This window comes from Alphaproteobacteria bacterium LSUCC0396 (assembly GCA_041228345.1).
Taxonomy (GTDB): Bacteria; Pseudomonadota; Alphaproteobacteria; order Puniceispirillales; family Puniceispirillaceae; genus UBA3439.
This window is the reverse complement of the sequence record CP166131.1, coordinates 334,800-358,400: the sequence shown is the minus strand read 5'-3', so window position 1 is coordinate 358,400 and position 23,601 is coordinate 334,800. Positions and strand designations below refer to the sequence as shown.

24 protein-coding genes, 1 tRNA gene and 1 riboswitch are annotated in these 23,601 nt (G+C 48.1%); of the genes, 17 read left to right on the top strand and 8 right to left on the bottom strand.

Annotated features, from left to right (window positions below; translation table 11 throughout):
* The first annotated feature begins 115 nt into the window (after positions 1 to 115).
* The 8 genes from rpiB (at position 116) to AB8881_01740 (ending at position 6,452) form a co-directional block, all read left to right on the top strand.
* A complete protein-coding gene (gene rpiB, locus AB8881_01775) occupies positions 116 to 571 on the top strand; it encodes a ribose 5-phosphate isomerase B (protein ID XDZ63643.1) in 456 nt (151 codons plus the stop codon).
* Between the two features lie 144 nt (positions 572 to 715).
* The gene (glyA, locus tag AB8881_01770) at positions 716 to 1,990 is read left to right on the top strand and encodes a serine hydroxymethyltransferase (GenBank protein XDZ64486.1); all 1,275 of its coding nucleotides are present in this window, start codon (positions 716 to 718) and stop codon (positions 1,988 to 1,990) included.
* Positions 1,991 to 2,088: 98 nt separating this feature from the next.
* Positions 2,089 to 2,541 carry a transcriptional regulator NrdR gene (gene nrdR / locus AB8881_01765; GenBank protein XDZ63642.1) on the top strand — a complete coding sequence of 151 codons (453 nt, stop codon included), beginning with the start codon at positions 2,089 to 2,091 and terminating at the stop codon, positions 2,539 to 2,541.
* A gap of 22 nt (positions 2,542 to 2,563) precedes the next feature.
* Entirely contained in the window at positions 2,564 to 3,784 is a 1,221-nt protein-coding gene (ribD, locus tag AB8881_01760) for a bifunctional diaminohydroxyphosphoribosylaminopyrimidine deaminase/5-amino-6-(5-phosphoribosylamino)uracil reductase RibD (protein ID XDZ63641.1), read from the top strand.
* 3 nt (positions 3,785 to 3,787) lie between these two features.
* Positions 3,788 to 4,396: a riboflavin synthase gene (locus AB8881_01755; protein XDZ63640.1), complete on the top strand. Its 609-nt coding sequence runs from the start codon at positions 3,788 to 3,790 to the stop codon at positions 4,394 to 4,396.
* Positions 4,397 to 4,400: 4 nt separating this feature from the next.
* Positions 4,401 to 5,537: a 3,4-dihydroxy-2-butanone-4-phosphate synthase gene (gene ribB / locus AB8881_01750; protein XDZ63639.1), complete on the top strand. Its 1,137-nt coding sequence runs from the start codon at positions 4,401 to 4,403 to the stop codon at positions 5,535 to 5,537.
* The gene (locus tag AB8881_01745; GenBank protein ID XDZ63638.1) at positions 5,537 to 5,968 is read left to right on the top strand and encodes a 6,7-dimethyl-8-ribityllumazine synthase; all 432 of its coding nucleotides are present in this window, start codon (positions 5,537 to 5,539) and stop codon (positions 5,966 to 5,968) included. The genes ribB and AB8881_01745 overlap by 1 nt, the downstream gene beginning before the upstream one ends.
* Before the next feature lie 4 nt (positions 5,969 to 5,972).
* Positions 5,973 to 6,452, top strand: coding sequence for a transcription antitermination protein NusB (locus tag AB8881_01740; protein XDZ63637.1), 480 nt, complete (start codon positions 5,973 to 5,975; stop codon positions 6,450 to 6,452).
* A gap of 75 nt (positions 6,453 to 6,527) precedes the next feature.
* On the opposite strand, the gene AB8881_01735 is transcribed toward AB8881_01740, so the two are convergent.
* Positions 6,528 to 7,010, bottom strand: a complete 483-nt coding sequence (locus AB8881_01735) for an outer membrane protein assembly factor BamE (protein ID XDZ63636.1) — start codon at positions 7,008 to 7,010, stop codon at positions 6,528 to 6,530.
* Positions 7,011 to 7,096: 86 nt separating this feature from the next.
* Between AB8881_01735 and AB8881_01730 the strand changes: the two genes are divergently transcribed.
* The 8 genes from AB8881_01730 (at position 7,097) to AB8881_01695 (ending at position 12,396) form a co-directional block, all read left to right on the top strand.
* Positions 7,097 to 7,648 (top strand): ubiquinol-cytochrome C chaperone family protein, encoded by a 552-nt coding sequence (locus AB8881_01730; GenBank protein XDZ63635.1) that lies wholly within the window; start codon positions 7,097 to 7,099, stop codon positions 7,646 to 7,648.
* Positions 7,649 to 7,785: 137 nt separating this feature from the next.
* Complete coding sequence (locus tag AB8881_01725) at positions 7,786 to 8,295, top strand: hypothetical protein (protein ID XDZ63634.1); 510 nt, start codon at positions 7,786 to 7,788, stop codon at positions 8,293 to 8,295.
* A 12-nt stretch (positions 8,296 to 8,307) separates the two neighbouring features.
* A complete protein-coding gene (gene plsX / locus AB8881_01720) occupies positions 8,308 to 9,366 on the top strand; it encodes a phosphate acyltransferase PlsX (GenBank protein ID XDZ63633.1) in 1,059 nt (352 codons plus the stop codon).
* The gene (locus tag AB8881_01715; protein ID XDZ63632.1) at positions 9,359 to 10,336 is read left to right on the top strand and encodes a beta-ketoacyl-ACP synthase III; all 978 of its coding nucleotides are present in this window, start codon (positions 9,359 to 9,361) and stop codon (positions 10,334 to 10,336) included. The genes plsX and AB8881_01715 overlap by 8 nt, the downstream gene beginning before the upstream one ends.
* Before the next feature lie 122 nt (positions 10,337 to 10,458).
* Entirely contained in the window at positions 10,459 to 10,767 is a 309-nt protein-coding gene (locus AB8881_01710; protein XDZ64485.1) for an integration host factor subunit alpha, read from the top strand.
* The gene (locus tag AB8881_01705) at positions 10,764 to 11,150 is read left to right on the top strand and encodes a MerR family transcriptional regulator (protein ID XDZ63631.1); all 387 of its coding nucleotides are present in this window, start codon (positions 10,764 to 10,766) and stop codon (positions 11,148 to 11,150) included. The genes AB8881_01710 and AB8881_01705 overlap by 4 nt, the downstream gene beginning before the upstream one ends.
* A 66-nt stretch (positions 11,151 to 11,216) precedes the next feature.
* Positions 11,217 to 11,293, top strand: a tRNA-Pro gene (locus tag AB8881_01700).
* 101 nt (positions 11,294 to 11,394) lie between these two features.
* On the top strand, positions 11,395 to 12,396 hold the full coding sequence (locus AB8881_01695; protein XDZ63630.1) for a site-specific integrase: 1,002 nt from the start codon (positions 11,395 to 11,397) through the stop codon (positions 12,394 to 12,396).
* 123 nt (positions 12,397 to 12,519) lie between these two features.
* Here AB8881_01695 and AB8881_01690 read toward each other — a convergent pair whose 3' ends face one another.
* The 3 genes from AB8881_01690 to AB8881_01680 all read right to left on the bottom strand — a co-directional run bounded on the left by AB8881_01690 (position 12,520) and on the right by AB8881_01680 (position 15,046).
* The gene (locus tag AB8881_01690) at positions 12,520 to 13,119 is read right to left on the bottom strand and encodes an amino acid synthesis family protein (GenBank protein ID XDZ63629.1); all 600 of its coding nucleotides are present in this window, start codon (positions 13,117 to 13,119) and stop codon (positions 12,520 to 12,522) included.
* Between the two features lie 8 nt (positions 13,120 to 13,127).
* Positions 13,128 to 14,315 carry an amidohydrolase family protein gene (locus AB8881_01685; GenBank protein XDZ63628.1) on the bottom strand — a complete coding sequence of 396 codons (1,188 nt, stop codon included), beginning with the start codon at positions 14,313 to 14,315 and terminating at the stop codon, positions 13,128 to 13,130.
* 287 nt (positions 14,316 to 14,602) lie between these two features.
* Positions 14,603 to 15,046 (bottom strand): hypothetical protein, encoded by a 444-nt coding sequence (locus AB8881_01680; protein XDZ63627.1) that lies wholly within the window; start codon positions 15,044 to 15,046, stop codon positions 14,603 to 14,605.
* Between the two features lie 252 nt (positions 15,047 to 15,298).
* Here AB8881_01680 and AB8881_01675 point away from each other — a divergent pair, with 252 nt between their 5' ends.
* Positions 15,299 to 15,700 carry a hypothetical protein gene (locus tag AB8881_01675; GenBank protein XDZ63626.1) on the top strand — a complete coding sequence of 134 codons (402 nt, stop codon included), beginning with the start codon at positions 15,299 to 15,301 and terminating at the stop codon, positions 15,698 to 15,700.
* Between the two features lie 176 nt (positions 15,701 to 15,876).
* Here the strand turns inward: AB8881_01675 and AB8881_01670 are convergent, their stop codons facing one another.
* From AB8881_01670 to AB8881_01655, 4 genes are all read right to left on the bottom strand, one after another.
* Positions 15,877 to 16,089 carry a hypothetical protein gene (locus AB8881_01670; GenBank protein XDZ63625.1) on the bottom strand — a complete coding sequence of 71 codons (213 nt, stop codon included), beginning with the start codon at positions 16,087 to 16,089 and terminating at the stop codon, positions 15,877 to 15,879.
* A gap of 213 nt (positions 16,090 to 16,302) precedes the next feature.
* The gene (locus tag AB8881_01665) at positions 16,303 to 16,644 is read right to left on the bottom strand and encodes a hypothetical protein (GenBank protein XDZ63624.1); all 342 of its coding nucleotides are present in this window, start codon (positions 16,642 to 16,644) and stop codon (positions 16,303 to 16,305) included.
* A gap of 153 nt (positions 16,645 to 16,797) precedes the next feature.
* A riboswitch (SAM-I-IV-variant riboswitch) is annotated at positions 16,798 to 16,903 on the bottom strand.
* 132 nt (positions 16,904 to 17,035) lie between these two features.
* Entirely contained in the window at positions 17,036 to 17,236 is a 201-nt protein-coding gene (locus AB8881_01660) for a hypothetical protein (GenBank protein XDZ63623.1), read from the bottom strand.
* A gap of 152 nt (positions 17,237 to 17,388) precedes the next feature.
* Positions 17,389 to 23,448 (bottom strand): Calx-beta domain-containing protein, encoded by a 6,060-nt coding sequence (locus AB8881_01655; GenBank protein XDZ63622.1) that lies wholly within the window; start codon positions 23,446 to 23,448, stop codon positions 17,389 to 17,391.
* Between the last annotated feature and the right edge of the window lie 153 nt (positions 23,449 to 23,601).

The following is a 23,601-nucleotide window of genomic DNA, read 5'->3' as shown; positions in this document are numbered from 1 at the left end:
GCGTGCATTTTGTGCCTTTATCTTTGTATTCTGTCAAAAAATCATGGTATCAGACGGGTATAGCCGTAACATTCTGACCGCTGTCTGGCCTTTTGGCACGAGGAACAATAGGATAATGCATCCAAATACGATATATCTAGCGTCCGATCATGCGGGCTGTGTGCTGCGGGCGACGATTCGCGCGCATTTGCAGGCTACCGGCCATGATGTTATAGACCTTGGTCCGGCAGATGGTGACGCCGTTGATTATCCTGATTTTGGTGCCAAGCTGGCAATGGCGCTAAAAGATAACGCGGACGCACGGGGCATTGCTATTTGTGGCAGCGGTATCGGTATTTCGATTGCGGTGAATCGGTTTTCATGGGTGCGTGCGGCACTCGTAACGAGCGCCGAGGCGGCCAGCCTTTGCCGCCAGCATAATGACGCTAATGTTCTTGCATTGGGTGAACGGTTGATTGAGCCAGCAACAGCACTTACATGTGTGGATATGTTTCTTGCGACAGAATTTGAAGGTGGCCGGCATCAGCGCCGGGTGGATAAATTGACCGCGATCAATATTGGTCTCGCTTGAATGGTATAAGCCAATCACGGTTGTGTCCGGTTTGGTAATATTTTTAACAGGATGAAGAGTGCTTGTGTCGCGCGTTTCTTATTTGGTGCGGCATATTAGGTGAGGAGATAAAAGATGGATGAGTTCGGTAACGCGAAAGCGGGTATGAAGATTGACGGGTTTTTCAGTAATCCATTGGCACAGAGCGACCCCGAAGTTGCTGCCGCGATTAAGAATGAGCTGGTGCGCCAGCAAGACCAGATCGAGATGATCGCCTCGGAAAATATCGTCAGCACTGCAGTCATGGAAGCGCAGGGATCAATCCTGACAAATAAATATGCCGAAGGATATTCGGGGCGTCGTTATTACGGGGGCTGCGAGCATGTTGACGTCATCGAGACATTGGCAATCGAGCGCGCCAAAAAACTGTTTAATTGTAACTTTGTCAATGTGCAGCCACATTCGGGCGCACAGGCCAATCAGGCGGTTTTCCTCAGCCTGCTAAAGCCGGGCGACACCATCCTTGGTATGTCGCTTGCCGCTGGCGGTCACCTCACCCATGGGGCGGCGCCAAACCTATCGGGCAAATGGTTTGATGCGGTTCAGTACGGCGTCGATGAAGCCACGGCGGAGGTTGATTTTGACGAATTGCAGAGGTTAGCACTGGAACATAAGCCCAAGCTGCTGCTGGCCGGTGGATCGGCCTATCCGCGGACGCTTGATTTTGCTGCTTTCCGCAAGATTGCAGATTCGGTTGGGGCCTATTTCATGGTGGATATGGCGCATATTTCAGGTCTGGTTGCTGCCGGTGCGCACCCAAGCCCGATTGAGCACGCCCATGTGGTTACATCCACCACGCACAAGACCTTGCGTGCCTCGCGTGGCGGCTTAATCCTGACCAACCATGAGGGGCTTGCGAAAAAGTTTAATTCGGCTGTTTTCCCTGGGTTACAGGGTGGGCCATTAATGCATGCGATCGCGGGCAAAGCCGTGGCCTTTGGCGAGGCGCTTCGCCCCGAATTCAAGGCCTACACAAACATGGTGGTTAGTAACGCCAGAATTTTGGCAGAAACCTTGATTTCACGTGGTGTTGCGATCGTTTCGGGCGGTACTGACACCCATGTTGTGCTGGTTGATTTGCGGCCAAAAGGGCTGACCGGTAATGTTACCGAACTGTCGCTTGAAGAGGCTGGCATCACCTGTAACAAAAATGGCATTCCGTTTGATCCGCAGCCGCCAACAGTCACGTCAGGTGTCCGTTTGGGAACGCCGGCTGGAACAACCCGGGGCTTTGGTCATGAAGAATTTGTCAAAATCGGTCATTTGATCGGCGATGTTCTTGATGGCCTTGCGCAGAATCCTGAGGATAATAAGGCGGTCGAGGCGCGGGTCCGTGAAGAAGTCCGCAAATTATGTCGGGCTTTCCCAATCTATCAATAGTGTGTACACTCGGGGCGGGTACAAGATATAGGTCGTAAAAGGCGGGGCTAGCTTGTCAGGGCCAGCCAGCCGGTTTCAGATTGGGTTAGCGTGATACGATGATTTGTCCGTTTTGCGGGAATGAAGATACGCAAGTAAAGGATTCGCGTCCGGCCGAAGATGGCGCAGCGATTAGGCGCCGCCGGTTGTGCGGTAATTGCGATGCGCGATTTACCACGTTTGAGCGTGTGCAGATCCGTGAAATTACCCTCGTCAAACGCGATGGTCGCAAGTCATTATTTGACCGTGAAAAGCTGGAACGGTCATTTGATATTGCCCTTCGCAAACGCGATGTTGATGCCGAACAGATTGCCATGGCAATTAACGAGATCGTGCGCCAACTTGAAAGTCATGCGGATGGTGATGTGCCAAGTGCGCGGGTTGGCGAGCTGGTGATGGCCGCGCTGCATAAGCTAGATCAGGTCGCTTATGTCCGTTATGCGTCGGTATATCGCAATTTCCGAGAGGCTAAGGATTTTGAAGCCTTTGTCGAAAAAGAGCTTGGTGAGTAAAGCGGTCAAGACGCAGGATTTTATGGCAAATCCGGTTTTCCCGAATGATGCAAGGTGGATGGGTGCCGCGATTGCAGAGTCGCGGCGCGCTGTTGGCAATAGCGGGGTTAACCCGCCGGTTGGCTGTGTTCTGGTGACGGCAGGTGGTCATCTACTGGCAAGCGGCCATACCGGTGTTGCCGGCGTACCGCACGCCGAGGCCGCGGTGCTTGCCACTCTTGATGATATGGGCCGTTCGGCCATTCGGGGCGGAACTGCTTATGTTACGCTGGAACCTTGTGCGCATCATGGTAAAACCCCGCCTTGTGCTGACGCTTTGATTGCGACTGGCATTGCGCGTCTGGTGGTGGCCATAAAGGATCCTGACACGCGGGTTAACGGCGCTGGGATGCAACGGATCGCGGCAGCTGGGATTGAGGTCTGTTTAGGGGTTAAGGCAAAAGAAGCGCATGATGTCATGCGTGGCTTTATCAATAGAATTCAATATAATAAACCTCTATGTTCACTAAAGATAGCAGCATCTATTGATGGCAAAATTGCGCTTGCTGATGGTGAAAAACGATGGTTAACGGGGCCAAGAATCCGCCGTTATGTGCATCTTTTGCGCAGTCAGGCCGATGCAATCATTACCGGCATTGGGACGGTTCTTGCCGATAACCCGCAGATGAATTGCCGCAATGCGGGGCTAGAGGATTTGAGTCCGCCAGTCTTTGTCTTTGATCGGCTTTTGCGAATACCGTCTGATGCGGCATTGTTGCAAAGTCAGCATCCGTTGACGCTTTTTTGCGGTGAGGGCGCGCCGGCCCATCGCCGTGAGGAGCTTGGCGCTGCCGGTTGTGTGATTGTGGTGTTGCCAAATGATGCAAATGGCAAGCCCGATGTCGAGGCGGCCTTGCGCTATCTGGGCGAGACAGGGGTTAACAACGCGTTTGTTGAGGCTGGCACCGGTCTTGTGACCAGTTTTTTATCAGCAGATGCAGTCGATCAAATTTACTGGACGCAATCAGACGATATTTTAGGCGCGGACGCATTGCCCGCGATTGGCGGATTAACGCCGCCTGCTGGTACCTTGTCACATTGCTCACCCGCCCTTCACCGCACAACGACCGATACAGCGGCGATCAACACGGTGGCAATCTCTGTCGAAAACAAGTATATCCAGTCGCATCATCAGATGATCGGTGGCGACCGGCTGATCATTTTACAAAAACAACCCGCCGATCGAGGCAAGGCACAGGCTTAAATCATGTTTACTGGTATCATTACAGCGATTGGCCGCATTGAGGCGATTGCCGACAAGGGAGACCGCGTTTTGCGGATCGGTGCTGCGTGGGATTGTGCGGCCATTGATATTGGTGCGTCGATTGCTTGTTCGGGGATTTGCCTAACCGTTATCGACCGTCAGGATGCCTGGTTTAAAGTCGCCGCATCGGCCGAAACTATGGCTGTGACGACGCTTGGTGACTGGCAGGTCGGTGACAGAATTAATTTGGAACGGGCGCTTTGTGTTGGCGATGAATTGGGTGGTCACATTGTTTCGGGTCATGTTGACGGTTTGGCTGTTATTACGTCAATGACGCCGCATGGTGACAGCCATGTAATCTGGCTGGATGCGCCGCAATCTCTTGCGCGCTTTGTTGCGGCGAAAGGCTCGGTTGCGCTGGATGGCGTGTCGTTAACGGTAAATGCGGTAAAGGGCACCAGCTTTAGCGTGAATATTATTCAGCATAGCTGGGATGTTACCACGTGGGGCAGTGTTGCAGTTGGGCAAAAGATGAATATGGAAATTGATATGTTGGCGCGCTATGTTGCCCGTCTTACAGGGTTTGAGCCCATAGAAGTTAACAAGGATTAGAACGATGACGCCACCAAGCCGCAATGGTTTGTCGACAATTGAAGAGGTGATCGCCGATGCAAAAGCCGGCAAGCTGTTCATCCTTGTTGATGATGAAGATCGTGAAAATGAAGGCGATTTATGTGTTATCGGCGAATATGCCGAAGCTGATGCGATCAATTTCATGGCGAAATATGGTCGCGGGCTGATTTGTCTTGCCTTAACGCGCTTGCGTACTGAACAGCTGGGCTTGACGATGATGGAACGGCGCAATGAATCGCGCCATGAAACTGCATTTACCATCTCAATCGAGGCGCGCGAAGGGGTGACAACCGGCATTTCGGCGGCGGATCGTGCGCTTACCATCAAAACAGCGATTGATCCTAATTGCGGTGAGCGTGATATCACCACACCGGGCCATATTTTCCCGCTAATCGCGCGTGACGGTGGCACATTGGTCCGTGCAGGCCATACCGAGGCGGTGGTTGATATCGCGCGGGCCTGCGGTTCGGAAAATCCATCTGGCGTCATCTGTGAGATTATGAAAGACGATGGCGAGATGGCGCGTCTTCCCGATTTGATAGGATTTGCCAAAGAGCATGGATTGAAAATTGCCTCTATTGCCGATTTGATTGCGTGGCGTCGGCGCAACGAGTCGCTTGTGCAGCGCACCGTCGAAAGCGCGATAACAACCCGCATTGGCGGTGACTGGCGGATGATTATCTATGCAAATACAGTCTCCAACATTGAGCATATTGCGCTGGTTAAAGGTGATATCAGTGCGGGTGAGCCGGTAATGGTGCGCATGCACGCGCTTGACCTGATGGCCGACCTTCTTGGGGCGGTCTCGGAAAAGCGGGCAGGCGATGAACTGGCATCTGCAATGGCAGCAATTGCCGAGGCGGGATGCGGCGTTGTGGTGGTTCTGCGCGAATCAATCGCGGCAAGCCTGTCGTCGATGGTTTCGCAGAAACTAAATCTGTCAAATGAGGCCAGCAATAATCGTGAATTGCGGGACTATGGTGTTGGTGCGCAAATCCTCACCGATCTTGGTATTCGCAAGATGATCCTATTATCGGACACTCGTCCAAACGTGGTCAGTCTTGAGGGATATGACCTTGAAATTACGGATTGGCAGCGTATTCATCAGGAGCAAGCATAATGGCCGGGCATTTTTTGATCGTTGAGGCGCGGTTCTATGGCGAGATCGCCGATGCGCAGGCAGCAGGGGCAATCGCCGCCCTAGAGGCCGCTGGCGCCAGCTATGAGCGTGTTGCGGTACCCGGAGCACTGGAAATACCGGCGGCCATCGCGATGGCATCTATCGGTAAACGGCATTTTGATGGCTATGTTGCGCTTGGCTGTGTTATCCGCGGTGAGACCAGTCATTATGACACGGTTTGCAATGAGTCGGCGCGTGGGTTGATGGATTTGTCGCTTGCTGATGGCTTGGCCATCGGTAATGGCATCCTGACGGTTGAAAATGAGGATCAGGCTTGGGCGCGTGCGGATGCGGCGCGCAAGGATAAGGGCGGTGATGCGGCGCGTGCCGCGATGGCAATGGCCGCGCTAAAACAAGATTTTTGTGGTTGATCTGATGAGTGATGAAAAACAGACATTAAAAGCGGTTCCGGTTCGCCGCAGATCAGCGGCGCGTCTGGCGGCGGTGCAGATTATCTATCAATCATTGATTACCGGCCAGTCTGCAATCAATTTTGCCCCGCAATTTCTGGCGCATTACGCTGGTGATGCCGCCAAATCCTTTAAGGTGAAGGATCTGGATGAAGGGCATTTAAATGCTCTTTATGCCGGGGCTGAGCGTGACGCCAATGATATCGATGCGGCGATCGCGGCGCAGCTCGCTGATGGCTGGTCGCTCGACCGGTTGGCACGTATTGAATTGTCGGTATTGCGATGTGGTGCCTATGAATTGCGGGCGATGCCGCACATACCGGCACGCGCGGCGGTGAGTGAATATGCCGCGCTGAGTGATGCATGTGGCTGTGATGTTGGATTTGTAAATGCAGTTCTTGACCGCCTTGCCCACAGCGCACGTGTTGCCGAAATGGGTAAATAAACCAGCTTTTAGGTCATACAGTCACTTCGGGTCACATAGTCACTGTGGGTCATACAGTCACTGCGGGTCGCGAGACTATTCAGTTGCCTGACGGCGCTTTAAATTAGAAAAAATCTGTTCAACAACCCCAAATGTATCGCCGGGTGTTGGTGTTTTTTCATCAATATGAGCAACGTTAAATCCAGTTTTTTCATCAATTAAATCAATTTCTTGAAGCGTATTGCTTGAGTCAAAAGTAAAGACGTAAATCATGCGGGATTTGGTTGCATTGATGCCGGCTACGGGTTGTTCCATGATCTGGCTTGAATAGTAGATTTTTCGGCTGTCAAATGCTGCCTCAAAGCTTGGCCGTCCCAGCAAAGCAACGATATCGCTACGATTGGTCTGGCCAATTTTAATCACATCCATCTCGGATTGATTAATGAACTGGCCATGCTCGCTGATCCGCTCGCCGCATCCCGCCAAAAGCCCGATTGAAAGAAGGCTGATGCTAATCACGCAAAAGCTGTGCCTTAATAGGCTTATGATAACGTTCGTGGTTAATGAGACACTGGTCATTACTGGGTTCCTGCGATATAGAAAGGGCCACGCGGCCATTTTGGTCGCGTCAACGAGTTTGGTCAACAATGCGGGATGTTGCAACAATGAGCGGAAAAGCACAAGCATGGCTGGGTAATTTACTTGGTTGGGGGCAGCGGCGTCAGGCTGGTGATGCGGAAACGCTGTATGCTGAGGCCGTGCGTTTGGCGCGTAACCCTGTGTTTTTCGATCAATATGGCGTTTCCGATGATGTCGATGGCCGTTTTGACGCGCTGAGTCTGGTGGTGATTTTGGTGATGCGCCGGCTCAAATCGCTCGATGATGAGGGCAAAGCGTTAAGCCAGCAATTGTTTGATTCGATGTTTGCCGACATGGATTTGTCACTTCGTGAAATGGGCGCCGGCGATATCGGTGTTTCTAAACGCGTTCGAGTGATGGCCGAGGCCTTTATGGGGCGCCTTGAGTCCTATGTTCACGCAATTGATAATAATGATAAAAATGACCTTGCATCAGCATTGAAACGTAACCTGTTTCGCGGTCAGGAAGCGGCTGATCCGTTGGCAAACGGCCTGGTCGATTATCTGTTTGCGCTGGTTCAGAAAATAGATAACCTCCCCCCAAAGGAAATTCTTTCAGGACGGCTGGATATCAAATAGATCTGATTGAATAGATCTGATGAAACAATCTGCGCGCTGTCGTTTTTTCGAGTATGTTGTGACGTTCAATAGACTTTAGCCCGTTCGGATTAGACCTGATTTTGCCGCCTACAACCAAGTTTCGTGATGGTTATATTATGCCTCTGATAACATTAGACTCCGAAATCGATGTTGAGCGTATCCGGCCGGATACGGGTAATTTTTACAAATTTGTTGCCAGTGCCGAGGAATGCCAGTCTTTGGCTGCGCGGTTTGATTTCATCGAGGTCACATCATTGTCGGCCGAACTGCGTGTTCGCAAGGCGGCACGTGATTGCTGGGATGTTTCTGGCACGCTGAAGGGTGATGTTGTGCAGGCCTGCGGTGCAACCGGTGTCCCGCTGCGCGAGACTGTAGATTTTCTGGTCGAAGAACGTTATGTTCGCATCGCCGGCAAACCTGACGAAGTTGAGGTCCATTTAGATGAGGCAGAGCCTCTTGAAAATGGTGCAATCAGAATTGGCGAAATGTTGGCGCAATCGCTTGCGGTTGCCGTAACCTCATGGCCGCGTGCGCCCGAAGCGCCGGACATGTTCACCAGTGGCGAGGAATTGCCCGATCATCCATTTGCTGGGCTTGCCGCGTTAAAACGCCAGCCCCCCAAATAATGTTAGAGCAGGTTGGGAGGACTTACCCTGTCTGGAGTAATTAAGATTGCGCTTGATGCAATGGGCGGGGATAACGCGCCGGCGTCAGTGATTCATGGGGCTGATATTGCCAAGGCAAAATCGCCCCATATTGAGATATTGTTTGTCGGTGACGAGACGGTGATCCGTCCGATGCTGGCAAAATCAAAGCATGTTAAGAAAGCTGAGGTTCTGCATACCGAACATGCTGTCTCATCCGTTGATACAGCATCGCAAGCGGTGCGCCGTGGGCGTGATAGCTCAATGTGGCTGGCGATTGCCGAGGTTGCGGCAAAGCGTGCTGATGCTGTGGTGTCGGCTGGAAATACCGGTGCGCTGATGGCGATGGCAAAATTACAGCTTCGTACAATGCCCGGCATTACCCGCCCGGCTATTGCTGGCTTTTTTCCGACCGAACACAGCCCGATGTGCATGCTTGACCTTGGTGCAAACCTTGAATGTGACGAGGAAAATCTTGTTCAGTTCGCGCTGATGGGGCAGGCGTTCTATCTGTCGTTGATGGGCAAGGACAACCCAACAGTGGGGTTGTTGAATGTCGGCGAAGAAGAACAGAAGGGCCATGAATATTTGCGCCTCGCAGCACAAGAACTATCCAACCCTGATCTGGCGGTCAATTACCACGGCTTTGTCGAAGGCTCTGACTTGGTAAAAGGGACGGTTGACATTGTTGTCACCGATGGATTTTCCGGGAATATCGCGCTGAAAACCGCTGAGGGCGTTGCGGGCCTGTTCGCGCTAATGCTGCGTCGGAGCTTTCGGGCGTCGGTCTTTTCACGGATCGGGTATCTATTTGCACGGAGCGCGCTCAAGATTTTCCGCGCAAAGATGGATCCGCGACGCTATAATGGGGCGGTCTTCCTTGGTTTGAACGGGATTGCAGTGAAATCACACGGCGGTACCGACGCGCTAGGCTTTTCGAACGCTATTGATGTTGCGGCCAACCTTGTTGATCATGGGTTTATTCCTGATGTAAGCGCTGCCATCGAAAAGGCGGGGTCAATTCGTGAACAAAGAAAGATTGTCAATGAGTAGTCAAAGGGTTTTGATGACCGCTGTCGGATCCTATCTGCCGGCAAATGTAGTGACGAATGAGGCGCTCTCAAGCTTTGTCGACACGGATGATGCTTGGATACGGCGTCGCACCGGTATTGCCCAGCGCCATCTTGTTGCTGATGGTGAAACCACGGCCGATCTTGCCAATAATGCCGCATCAAAAGCGTTGGCAAATGCTGGCCTGACGGGCGCTGATATTGATCTGATTATCGTGGCCACAACAACGCCCGATAATACGTTTCCGTCAACGGCGACTAAATTACAGAATATGATCGGGGCAAAGGTGGCAATCGCGTTTGATGTTCAGGCGGTTTGCGCCGGATTCGTTTATGCGCTTGATATTGCCGATGCGATGCTGCAATCGGGGCGCGGCCGACGCGCGCTTGTCGTTGGGGCGGAAAGCTTTTCAAAATTGCTAGATTGGAAAGACCGGACAACTTGCGTTTTGTTCGGTGATGGTGCGGGGGCGGTTGTGCTTGAACTGGCCGATAATGCCGATGATTGGGGCATCCGCTCGTCGGTTCTGCATTCCGACGGTGCCTACCGCGATATTCTGTATGTTGATGGCGGGCCGTCCGTGAATGCCGCGGTTGGTCATGTGCGGATGGAGGGCAAAGAAGTTTTCCGTCATGCTGTTGAAAAATTGGCATCGGTAATGGACGAGGCGCTAGGCGCCGCCAATATGGAGGCGCATGAGATTGACTGGCTGGTGCCGCATCAGGCGAATATCCGGATCATTGATGCGATGCAGAAAAAAATGGGCCTGCCTTCGGATCGCGTCGTGCGGACAGTTGAACAGCACGCCAACACATCCGCCGCATCAATTCCACTTGCGCTGGCTACGGCGGTTGGCGATGGACGAATCAAGAACGGTGATGTGGTCGCGATGGAAGCGATTGGTGGCGGCCTTGTTTGGGGTGCTGCATTGGTAAAATTTGGCCGCCCTTAGGTCGCTGACCCAAGGATTGCGCGAGATACCATGGTTTTTTGATCCTAAAACCCATTTTTTTCCTATTTATCGGTGTAAAGCATAGTGTCCGCGGGTTTTCTGAATTGACCATTCGCAAAAAAATGGTTAGCGTTTTGACCATGGGAACACTTACACGCGCAGATTTAACCGAATCAGTCTATCGCAACATAGGCCTCTCACGTAACGAATCGTCCGATCTGGTCGAGGCGGTACTCGAGGAAATATGTTCCTGTTTAGAGGCTGGCGAAGAAGTTAAACTGTCTTCATTCGGCACATTTTCAGTTCAATCTAAGAGCGAGCGTGTTGGCCGTAATCCCAAAACTGGGATCGAAGCGGTTATCACACCGCGACGCGTGCTGTCGTTCCGCCCTTCACATATCCTTAAGGACCGTGTAGACGGCGCGAAATGAACGATAAAGCCAACGACGCTTTCAAAACAATTTCAGAAGTTTCTGCGTTGCTTGATGTGCCACAGCATGTTTTGCGGTTTTGGGAGAGTAAATTCAGCAGCCTTCGCCCGTTAAAACGGAGCGGCGGCCGGCGCTATTACCGCCCCGATGATATCGCTGTCTTGCGCCGTATAAGGCAGCTTCTCTATGTTGACGGATTCACCATCAAGGGCGCGCAAAAGCTGGTGCGCAGCAAAGCATCAGCAAGCATTCCTGTCAGCGTTGCCAGTGTCAGCGTTGCCAGCACTGAAGGTGCGGCGCCGCCAACCCTGCAAGACGCGATTGCGATGCTTGACGACGTAAAAACTCGCCTCATGACCCTCAAACAACAGCTTAACGCATAAGCTTATATTATTTTGGTGAAAAGCTGATTGCCTAGATATGTAGGCGCGGCTATAACCAGCCTTGGCCGGAGCGTAGCGCAGCCTGGTAGCGCACTATACTGGGGGTGTAGGGGTCGTGGGTTCGAATCCCGCCGCTCCGACCATTTTTCCTTATAAATAACAGTTATTTAAGATGATTTAGCTTAACCAAAAAACAACTGCTTTATGTCAAAAGTCATACGATTTGTCATAAAGGGAGGGTGTTTTGGCAAGTTTTAAACAGAGGAATCAACGTTGGGTAGCTCAGGTTAAAATCGCCGGAAAATTTAAATCTGCTACCTTCAACATCAAACAAGAAGCGCAAATATGGGCAGCTCAGCAAGAATTAGCCATGATCAGAGGCGATTCGCATGCGTCAGAGACGAGCAATGCATGCTTTGCAGACGTCCTTAAGAAATATAAGGCCATTATAACGCCAACAAAGCGCGGCGCAGAAAATGAGGCAATTATTATAAATCGCCTTTTGCGAGAAGCTTGGGTCGATATACCGGTTTCTAATCTAAACTTAGAACTGCTATCTGGTTTTAGAGATCAGCGCCTGATATCTGTTAAATCGTCAACCTTTAAGCGTGAATGGGCAATCGTAAAAGCTGCAGCAAATGCAGCAGAAGCACTTGGTTTTGATGTGCCAGTAAAGCTTTTTAAAAGCTTAATTTTGCCAAAGATATTTCACCGTGAAATTGAGAGATTGCTGCCATCAGATGAAAGCCGGCTTCTTGAGGCAGCTCAAAAGATCAGCAGTCAGAATATTTATATCCTGCCATTGATCAAATTGGCTCTCGCAACAGGAATGAGGCGAGGGGAGATGCTGTATCTTCATTGGCAAGATATAAATATCAATAATATGTTTATTGAAGTTAAAGCAAAAAATACGAAATCTGGTTACGGTCGATATATACCTTTTAACAGTGATATAGCCTTGATCCTTGAAGATTTGAAGCTCATTGCACCGCCAAATGAGCGTGTTTTTCCGATTAGTGTTTATGCATTGAGGAGCTGTTTTGAAAAGATAAGGCTGCTTGCTGGCCTTCCATATCTTCACTTCCATGATCTAAGGCATGAAGCTATTTCACGTTTCCATGAAATGGGTCTGACTTTGCCTGAAATCCAATCAATATCTGGCCATAGAGAGCTGTCTATGCTGCAGCGTTACAGCCATGCAAATCAAATGCATTTGCGTAAAAAACTAGCAGGCGGGGTTATTTAAAAATTGCCCTTATCAAAACCCACCCCGAGGGGGAGCACCTTTGATGACAGCCCCTGCATAAAAGACTTCTATGGAGTTTTGCTCAAAAGAGTTTTGATAGTGTCAAAATTGCAGCGTTGATTGCTACCGCAAACCATCCCTGCCAGTTACATCAGCCTCATTAAGGCCGCCAAGCCTTGCATGAAGTCGGCCGCGTGAAGCTCCTGCAAACAGCACTAAGATTTCGTCAGCTCTAGGCGCATCATGGGCTGATACGGTAAATGTGTCGTAATGAGAGCGGACATATAGTGCATCTTTATGCGCCAATGGTATATCAATCGCTGTTCCGGGCCCGCCAATCTTGCCTGTTGATGGTATCCATGCCTGTCCGCCGCCGATAGCTTTCCTGACAGGGTCTGCAAATGCTGTTGTTAAGCATGCATTACCATGCTCATATTCGCCATTTACGCCAACAATGCATGATTTGCCGTAGCTGACAACTGCATAGCCATTAGCTGCTCTTAGCAAACGCTCACCAAAAGCTTCACCAAGTCCCTTTGAAGGTTCAGTTAGGAGTGATAACTCTTGTGAGAATTTGCCGGCATAAGGGTTTTTGATGATGGCGCCAACGCCAAATTTGGCAATTGGTAAGCCGTCAGCATCTTTACCTGTCTCGTTAGAATTGGCCTCTTCGAAAAACTCAATCCATTTGCGAATTTGATAGCCATCAACCTTGGTATCCATCGTTACACCTACCCTTGAAACATGTTCATGATATTGGATTTGGTAACCTTTATCTCGCAGATTGTTGGCGGTGTATTGTTACTCCTGCCAACAAACCTTGGCACGCCAGCAGTTATTACGGCGCCTATCGCACAAGGGTCACCATTTTTAAGGGCTGCTAGGGCGTCATTCTGTGTTCCACCAAGTGGAGCATCGATTAATACAACATCTGCATCACAGCCAGCTTTTAAAAATCCACTATTGAGACCATAGCATTTTGCAACATTGCCTGTTGCTGCAGCGATTAAAGCAGGCACATCAAAATCCGCAAGAGATGCAATCTGGCTTATTGTGTAAATCAAGCCCAGCGGCATGATGCCGCTTCCTGTTGGTGTATCTGTTGCAATCAAGAAACGCTCAAATGCATCATGTTTTCTGGCCATTTCTGCGCAAAGTATGGTTGTTCTTAGATTACCGGCAGTACAAACCTGCATAGCTATTTCTGTATCTCTGGCAACAATTTCAAAATATTTATCCTCCATTGAGACAGGGCCGCCATTTATGTGAAAAGACACATGCGGGTTAATATTAATCAAATCTTCGCCAGTTATCGGAAAAGACCCCGGTATGGAGGCGCCGCCAGTATGCAGAGTTGTGAATAAACCCGCCTTTCTTGCCTCAGAGACCATAGGAATATAATCAGATGCCGACTTAACGGCACCAAAGCCAGCCTTGGCCAGCCAAACACCTTTTAAAAGAACATCTCGGTAGTCGGCTATTGTCATGCCCGGTTCTAAAATGAGCGATCCCGCATGAACGCGCATGCCGCCGGGCCTATAGCTCTCAAAACATTTTTTGGCCGCCACAGCTAGAGCTTTTACGCCATCTGGATCCTTTGGCCGTCCGGGAACATGTACCTCTGATGCTGAGATACTTGTTGTAACACCGCCATGTAGATAGCTCTGAAGATAACCAACAGTGTTCTGCCTAGGAGTGAAGTCTCCAAATGTTATATGTACGTGTGAATCAATGAGGCCCGGTATTGCAACAGCGCCGCCAGCGTCAATGACGACGTCGCTATCTTGGATATCTTTTTCTGAAATTTGTCCTACTTTTGTGAGGTTTTCGCCTTCCATAAGAATGGCATCACCCGAAGTGAGGGTAGCTTGGATATCCCCTGATACAATCTGTCCAATGTTGATAATCGCAGTTTTCATGAAAAGGCCTCATCACGCGTAAGATCAGAATTCAACATGAATTTATAGTCATGCGCGAAAGATCAAGCCGTCAAGTGATAAGATCTTTAAGCCCTGAAATGGTTAGATCAAAATAGTGGGAAAATTTTTTTGCTCATCCTTGCGTCAGCCTAAGAGGCTTCAATATTCTATTAAATATCTGTTTTTAATATAAAATAAAATGAAGCAGATAACGTTCTTAGCAAATTTTTATGTTCAGGTGGCATCAAAAGCTTTTTTGCCTGATGCATTCAAATCTAAGTTAATTTCTATAGCATCAAAACAAGAGTTAGGACGTCATTAAACATACCGATAAACTCTTCGTCTGATGAAAAAGCAGATCTATAGTCCTTATATTTTTTTGTAGCTCTCCTTCTTGCGACTGTCGGGTGTTTTACCTGTATGATTGAGGCTATGTTTCTGTTGGATAGCCTCTGGCCTTCATCCTTATTCGCGTTCGCAAGGTCATAGCCAACCTGTGATATCAAGCTTACATCACTTCTTAAACTTCCTCCGCCATGCTTTTCCAATAATTCTATCAGCTTTGTTGGCGTTGGCTGCTTTTCATCAGAAAAAATTTTTAAAAGATCAAAAAGTGCATCTCTCAAAATCTGATTATCAGCTGCGTTAGACGCGCGGCTGGAGTTATTTCTATTGATGGACAGTGACCTGTTCTTTGAAGCAATTTCAAGGAGCTCCAATATTTCAGTCAAATGATCTCTTCTTATTCAAGTTATCTTTGTGTTTTGATCAATGTGGCCATGTTTTTTTAACTCATCTACAGCGACAGTGAGCCTGACATTTAAGACTTCTCTTCTCAATGCCGTGTCTGGATTTGCAATCTCTTATTTGATTTTGTCTTGAAGATTTTTCATGCGTCTGTCTGGTACATTCGGAATTGGCCAAGTACCACATTAAATCGATTAACACCTTTTCTAAAGTTAATTTTAGATGAGGTCTTAGACATGAGAAAAATTGCTCACAAAAAACACAAATCCAATGGTCAGTTTATCAAGCTTCCGCATAGCATGATTGAGAGCGATGCTTGGAAGGACTGTCCAGCAAGTGCAAGGCTAGTTTATATTGCGGTGATATGGGCCTATAATGGGACGAATAACGGTTCAATACCTCTTAGTTGCCGTCAAGCAGCAAAGTTTGCCAAAGTTACGCCAAACACTGCTGCCACAGCTCTAAGAATGCTTGAGCTTGTGGGTCTTATTGAGTGCACCCAAAAAACTACATTCCAAAATGGTAAGAGGCTTGCGCGTCAATATGCTCCCACGCATCTTCCTGTTGGCAATAAAGTTGCCACACAAAAATATAAGTCATGGAAATCAAAAGGCAGTAACCTGAGAGATATGATATAGTCATATCAGCGATATGATGTTACCCGGCCGGTAACATTAACAATACTGTTAAGGTATATTGGTACTATGAGCATGTATCTAAATTGATACACTATATAGATATATACCATACTACCCACATCGGTCTTTTAGATTATTTGATGGGGGCAGCAATGCCCCCTTCCTTTTAATATCATTTATGCAAGATATTGAAAGAATTCTGCCTGACCTCTTGTCCAGCTATTTGTGAGCATAAGGTAATGCACAAAAGGTGATGGCGGTTTCAAATAGACGACATTGCCATCAATCATTGATTGATGATTTGCTTTTTCACAAAAAGAGACCTCTATTCTTTTTACCGATCTGTTTAAAAATTGCTCTTCTGTGAAACTTTCAAAATCACTTTCCATAATCTTTTCCTTTCTAGTGAAAAGCTCAAAGAAATACCCTTCAAAAAGGACAAGCTTTTAATGAGTCTTAGAGAGTCTCTGAGAGGCCTTTAAGGCTGCTCTCCTTATTCCACACGGCATCCCTCGTTGAGGCCGTCAGTGGCCAAATTTAGGGCATTTCTTTTGGGCACAAAATTTATTGGAGGGAAGGGCGGTGATGCCGCCCGGCATCATTTAGTGAAATGTGTTGTTTGTCTTGAACTTTGTTTTTTTCATATGGCCAACCATGCGTAATTTTGAAGCTAGGTCAATATCCATGAAAAACATGTCTTCTTCTTCGTTCCAGAATGACTGATAAACAAACATCAGACCCTTAAAGACAATGCATCCATAGGGTATGAAGTTTGCTGGAACTCTGTTTATTTCATCTCCAATGGCATTGACGAGCTCGGAGCGCTGATCATAACTCTTGAACAGATCAGTTACTGGTGGCGTGAAAAGTACAGATGCTTTCTCACGTCTTTCATGGAACTCGATTAAAGGGCATTGGTCTTTATTTGCATGAGGATTACTCATGACATTCTCCTTCTGATTTACATATCAAACAGCAGGTAACCAGCGCTTCATGCGGTCGGTTACCATGAACAAATTTCAATAAGTATCAGGAGGTGTTGTGATGTGTTTTAGGCATAAAAAATCCTCCTAGGTTTCCCTTGGAGGACAGACGCTCATGGACCCAATTGTTACCCAAAGGTCACATGCCTTTTTGAAAAAGGAAGCCACCTTGCTGGATCTAGCAGGTTGGCGGGACGTCAGTCCTCTCTTCATGTATCTAATGAAAATAGCTTCTAAAATGAGGTTGTAAAGTTCCTTTGACTGAGTGTTTGCCTAAATCTGGAGTTCACTCAAAGGTCTAAGCAAAAAAATGACTGCTCACTTCTTAAATATGAAAGCCAATCAGCAAAAACTACTTTTGCAGTTCATTGCAGACCAGTTTTTTGTTGTCTGGCGTATTTATTGTAATTGACGGCACATCAGATTTTGCAGGCCGACATGGTATTTCTACCCATCTGTACCCTTCAGCGAGCTGTTTATTAACTGTTTCAATATATGCTGCATTGCAACCACCAAGCGTCATGGCAAACAATGTCAGAAAAATTTTGTTCATGAATTATATCCTCCAATAGAGAATTAACCTTAGGTGGGCAGCTTGGCGTTTATTTGTTCTGAATGTGGCAAGCAAAAGATTGTTCAAAGACTTTGGGTATGAAAAAGGGCCCCTTAAAGGAGCCCTTTTTCTATTTGAAATTTTGTTTTGCTCTAGAACTTAGTTGAGTAGTTGATTTGAGCATCAAAACCTTTGCGATGCGTTGCTGCTGAAGTTCCCATCTTAAAGTTGCCTGATTTGAAGCCAACAAAGGCTGAGTAAGCATCTTTGGCAGATTTCACATGATTGAGCTCATCAGTCGCAATCAGTTTCGTTGAAATAGTCAAATCATCACTCACAGCTTTCGTATATCCAATTGCCAAGTCTTTCTGGCGACCTGATGGCACAATCGAAACATTGTGATTGTTATATGTAAGGTTGCCATCACTGTCAGATAGGTTGCTTGTGATCACACTCATGCGGCCCTGTTCAACACGGTTTGGTTGCTGAAGTGAAATCGCCAGACTATCTCTGCCGAAAATGTTCGCTTTTTCCAGCGAGAAGCCATAGGAGCTGGAAACAACATCAGATGCGCCTCTGATGATGCCATCGCCAGTTCTAACCATCATGCTTCTTCCGCCAGTAGCCATGGCATTGAATTTTAGATCATCACCCAGCATCTTGCCAAACTTCACACCAATGAAGGATGTGTTGCTCTCAGAGTTATCGAGATTGAAGGCTTCTGTGCCCTGAAGGCCGAGGAAGCCATCTTTTTCGATTGCCTGACCTGCCATAAAGCCGAGATGGGTCGATGGTGAGATCATTGTGTCTGATGACATTACAGCAACGTGCTGCTTGCCTTTGACCTCTTCACCTGCTCCCACTTCAACAGGCCTGTTAACGCTAAATAGGATACTTGTATCACCAAGGTTTTGGGCATATGTTAAGCCAACGCCGCCCTCATCGGTTGCAAGGTATGGTGTGTCATAGTCTGTGTAAGAGGCGAGGGCAGTTGAGCCGAAATCAAAGAATGATTGGACAGCTGGTGCAGCAGCGTTAGCTGTAGCGATAAAGCGCTGATTATCATTGTCAGGCGTGCCATCAACTGCTGATCCAGCAAAGCTCATTTTAACTTTGAGCTCAAAGCGGTCTTTAATTGGGCTATCCAATGCGGCGAGCTCATTTTCTAGATCAACAGTCTTGGCTGTTTCCACCACTTGAGAGACATGTCCTGACATATCATACTTGAAGCCACCACCAAGAGCATCAAAGGAGTAATTGTTGATGCCTGAGAGGCCTGATTTAAGTCCATCACCAATAGATTGCCCTGCGACCAGCATTTGTTTGTAAAGGTCGTAGCGCTGACCTGCGAGGTTGCCCCCACCTGCATATATACTCTGAGAATAACTTGAAGACGTGATTGGCTTTAGAGCGGCATACACATCAAGAATGCCGTGACCCGCTTCCCATGAATAACCATGACTTACACCATTACCGAAATTAACTGTGCCAACATGATTCCATCCACTTAAACTATTATTTGCAGATGCTAAAAGGCGATCAACCCACTGTTGTGGTGTCATATTCGGAAATGCTTCGGCAAGAATGGCGATTGCCGCAGAAATTTGAGGGGCAACATATGATGTTCCCGATTCCGCGTACCTGTAAAGAAAGTCACTTCCCCCATAAAGTGTTCCTAATTCATAGCCGTCACCGCCCATGCAATATTTTCCGGCATCACCGCATGGAGCTGACATCAATGTATAGGTCTCTGATCCAGCGGCACCATCTATTTCAATATTAACTGCTGAAATAAAAGCCTCAGCTAACTCGGGGAACAGCTCGGGCAAAGCAGCGGTGATTTCTGCATTGTCTGACGCAGCGCCTCCGCCACAGGTTGAAGTGCCTGCGGCTGACGCCCCACAATTGGAGTTTGAGAAAACAATTACACCGTTGTTCTGGAAATCATCAAGTGCACTGATATATGAACTCATTGTACTAACGTTCGCTGAATTAGTGTTCCCGTAAAAGCGGTATGTTGCCAACTCTGTCGACGTCCACCCGTTTGCTGCTTTTAGTGCAAGTTCCTCGTCAATTTCACTTGTGTTGAAACCCCAGCTGTTGTTCATCACTACCGATGTATTATCATTTAGCATGGCGTTGATCCAGCTACTGGTGAGTGCTGCAGAGTTGTTCACTGTAATGAAATCAACACCGGGAGCTCCGCCTCTAAGACCGGTGCTATCCGCATTAGCTCCAATGATACCCATGACAGCCAAACCGTGGTCGCTTGATGCAGTGGCATCCGAGCCGCTGCCAACTGCAGTGGTAATCGTTTTGCCTGCAAAATCTCTGTGGGTGTTTTTAAAGCCTCCATCGACCACCATCACTCGTTTGCCAGAACCTGTGAAGCCGTAACCGGCTGCATGGTGAAAGCCAGCAACTTCTAACGGATTCTGAACGCTTTGGCCCGATGTGCCTTGTTGCATGTTATTGAAGTTTTTGAACTCGTTGCTGGCCGCTACTGACGTTGCAGTTGCCGCGTTATAGGTCGCAGTGGTGCCGCCATTTAGGCCATCATTATCAGTAATTGAAATCGTACCAACCACAATTGCCCCCAGCGTGGCATTGGTTGGGCTACTAATTGTCACTAGAACGGTTTCAGCAGTTTTGTTTTCTTCTACTGTGTCTCCAATGATGCTAACAGGGATTGTTTGCGTCGTAGCCCCTGCAGAAATTGTGTAGCTGCCACTTGCTGCTGTGAAATCAGCAGATGTTGCTGTGCCGGCGGTGATAGCATAATTAAAGGTTACATCACGTCCGGAGGCCGCGCTCAGTGTCGCAGTCATATTCTGCGTTGATGTTCCTGAATCGCCTTCAGTAATTGATGCAGTGCTGTTGATCGAAATCGTTGGCGTTGCATCATCATCAGTAATAGTGAGGAGGCCAGTCGCATCAGTCGTTCCAGCGCCAGCTGCGCCACTCAATGTGATTGTTGCTGTCTCATTATCCTCATCCAAGATGTCATTAGCAATTGTAACGGTGATGGTCTTGCTCGATTGACCAGCTGTAAATGTAAGTGATCCAGATACAGCTGTGTAATCAGCTCCTGCCGTTGCCGTTGCTGGGTTTCCGGACGCATAATTTACAGTGACGTTGGATGCCGAGGTTGGGGACATTGTCACAGTAAAGGTTGCAGTGCCTGCGCTTTCGCTGACCGTTTGATCATTAATGCTCAGCATTGGGCCGGCATCATCTTCAGTGATGGTTAGAGTAGCTGTTGCATCAGCAATTGTTGCATTTGAGGGGTTGGTGAGGGTGATTGTTACAGTCTCGTTACCTTCAAATGTACTGTCCTGAATAACAGCTACAGCAACAGTTTTTGTTGTCTCACCAGCAGCAAAGCTCAGCGTTCCACTAGCAGCCGTATAGTCAGAGCCAGCTGTGGCTGTACCGTTTGATGTTGCCCAATCGACTGTGATTGCTTTTGCAGATGCTGCTGACAATGAAACCGTCAAATTTGTGCTCGCTGAGGCTTCATTTGTGGTTTGTGCATCTGCTATTGAAAGAGTTGGCGCATTATCATTATCAGTGATTGTTAGAGTTGCTGATGCTGTCGCATTGCTCGTATTGACAGCATTAGAAATTGAAACTGTTACTGTTTCATCAACTTCATCCGTGGTGTCATCGGTTATGGCCACAGTAAAGGTCTTTGTCGTTTGACCAGCTGCAATGGTGAGAGAACCACTCGCGGCGGTATAATCAGAGCCAGCGGTAGCCGTACCATTGGATGTTGCATAATCAAATGTGACTATTTTTGCTGAGGCTGCAGCCAATGTGGCTGTCATGGTTGCCGTGCCGCCATTTTCAGCTCTTGAGACATTCGCAATCGAAATAGCAGGCGCTGCGTCATCATCGGTGATGGTAAGCGTGCCTGTAGCGTCTGATATAGTCGCTAATGTCGGATTTGAAAGCGTGATTGTGACCGTCTCATTTGGCTCATCGGTCGTGTCAGCAAGAACGCCTACATTGATCGTTGTGGTTGTCTGACCTGCTGTGATGGTCGCCGTACCAGATGCTGCAGTATAATCAGACCCGGCAGTAGCTGTTCCGTTAGATGTTGCCCAATCAACTGTCATGTTAGAAGCGGATACAACACTTGATGTAATCGTGAATGTCGCATTGGCCGCAGACTCATCTGATGTTGTGACGTCGTTGATGCTTAGCTGCGGTCCTGCATCATCTTCTTTCAGGGTGACAGTGACTTGCTGCGTGCCGCTTTCAGTGGCGCCGCCACCTGAAACAGACGATACATCGATGATAACGGTCTCATCGCCTTCAAATGTGCTGTCATTAGTTGGCGTTGCTGTAACGGTGCCGGTTGTACCTTCTGCCGCAATTGTGAAGCTTGTGGCACTGAGGGCATAGTCAGTATTAAGTGTGGCTGTACCTGAGGCGGCGAGCCCAACTGTAACTGTCTGATAGGTAGGGTTACTGAGCGTGCCTGTCAGCGTGACAGCAGAGCCATTCTCATCCATTGAAGATGCTGAGGAGGCAAGCGTTAACGTTGGTGCGGAGTCGTCACTCGTAATTGTTATTGTGAGCTGTTGGGTACCATTTTCAGAGGCACCTCCACCCGTGACAGTGTCTAAATCAATTACTGCCGTCTCAGCTATCTCATAAGTGATATCGTCTGCCACAACAAAATTCAGTATTTCTTGTGTCTGGCCCGCTGTAATGGTGGCAGTGGTTGGCAACTGATAATCGCTGTTAGCCGTTGCAGTTGAGCTTAGTGCCAATGTTACTACAACGTCCTGATATGTTGCTCCGGAGAGATTTATACCAATAGTTCGAGATGATATGCCGCCACTTTCTGCGACTGTTGTTCCAGACGCAGACAATGTAACAGTCGGCGCTGCCTCATCATTTGTAATTGTAATGGTTTGTGACTGATTGCCATTTTCTGTGGCATCAGCGCCAGAAACACTGCTGATGCTGATGATGACTGTCTCATCAAGCTCGTAAACGCTATCATTTGTGGCTGTCGCTGTGACGGTGCCAGTTGTGCTGCCAGCAGGAATTGTGATCGTTGTCGCACTTACAGCGTAGTCAGTATTGAGCGTGGCCGTACCTGCAGCTGCCAAAGTCACTGTCACGGCTTCGTCTGCAGCGTTGGATAATGTTGCCGTTAATGTGACGACAGTACCGCTATTTTCTGCAACTGAAGTTGCTGATGTAGAAAGGGAAACAGTTGGCGCTGTTTCATTGTCAGTGATCGTGATTGTGGATGTATAAGACGAATACTCTGCTGTTGAAACTATGACCGTTTCATTACCTTCATAAACGCTGTCGTCTGTCGGTGTAATCGTGATTGTGCCCGATGTTCCGCCTGACGGAATGGTGATTTGGTTGGCGCTAAGAGCGTAGTCCGTGCCTGAGGTTGCCGTGCCTGCAGTGGTGATATTGAGCGTTGCAGGTGTTGCTGCGCCTTCCGGCAATGTAAATGTAACCGTCACTGCGCTTCCGGCGTTTTCAGCGATAGAGGTCGTGACTGGTGATATTGAAAAGGCCTTTTTTGTCTCTTCACCTAAAGGGTTGGACTCAATAAATGCTAAAGTGCCTACAAAGGCTGTGATGCCGGCAGCTGAGCTAGCTGCAGCGGCGCTGCTTGCGGTCGAGGCAGCAGATGCGGAGCTTGCAGTAGATGTGGGCGCCGCTGTCGTCTGAGCTGGAGTTGTCGCCTGCGCTAAAAGGATAGGCTCAAAAGCATTATAGGCAGAAGTTGTAAGAGCATCCGCAGCTGATGGAGCTAAAATACCGCTATTGCCAAGTGATGTGATTTCTTGATCTGCGCCATAGATAAATTGAGGATAATCTTTGATAAATTGCCCCATTGCTTTATGGGTGTCGGTTGTGATGCCAATTTTTGGTGTTGCTGGCCCTGCAGAGGCAAATTTATTGTTAAGCGGAATATCTTTAAAAATGGTTGTTATTTCGGGTGATAATTTACCCAATGCCTCATCAGAAATTTCTAGGCCCTTAGACTCATAACAAGATTTAAGTGATTTTTTAAATATCTCAAAGCTATCATATTTGCCTAAACATGATCGAACATCTTGGATATTTTGAAAAAGAATGTTGCTTGTATTTGCAAAAGATACGTTTAAAGACAGGGATATGTAGAATATAGTTAAAGTTATAAATGAAATAACTCGTTTGCAAAAATACAACATGTCGCGCCTGTAAAACTCATCTTGGGAGTTAAATTATGTGCCATACTGAAATTTACTCCAAGAAAAAAGTTACCAACTTAATTTCTTGGTAAAATCTTTCAGTCATTGGTCAAGATCTTTGTTGTGATTTTGAGTCCTGAAATCATGCAAGAA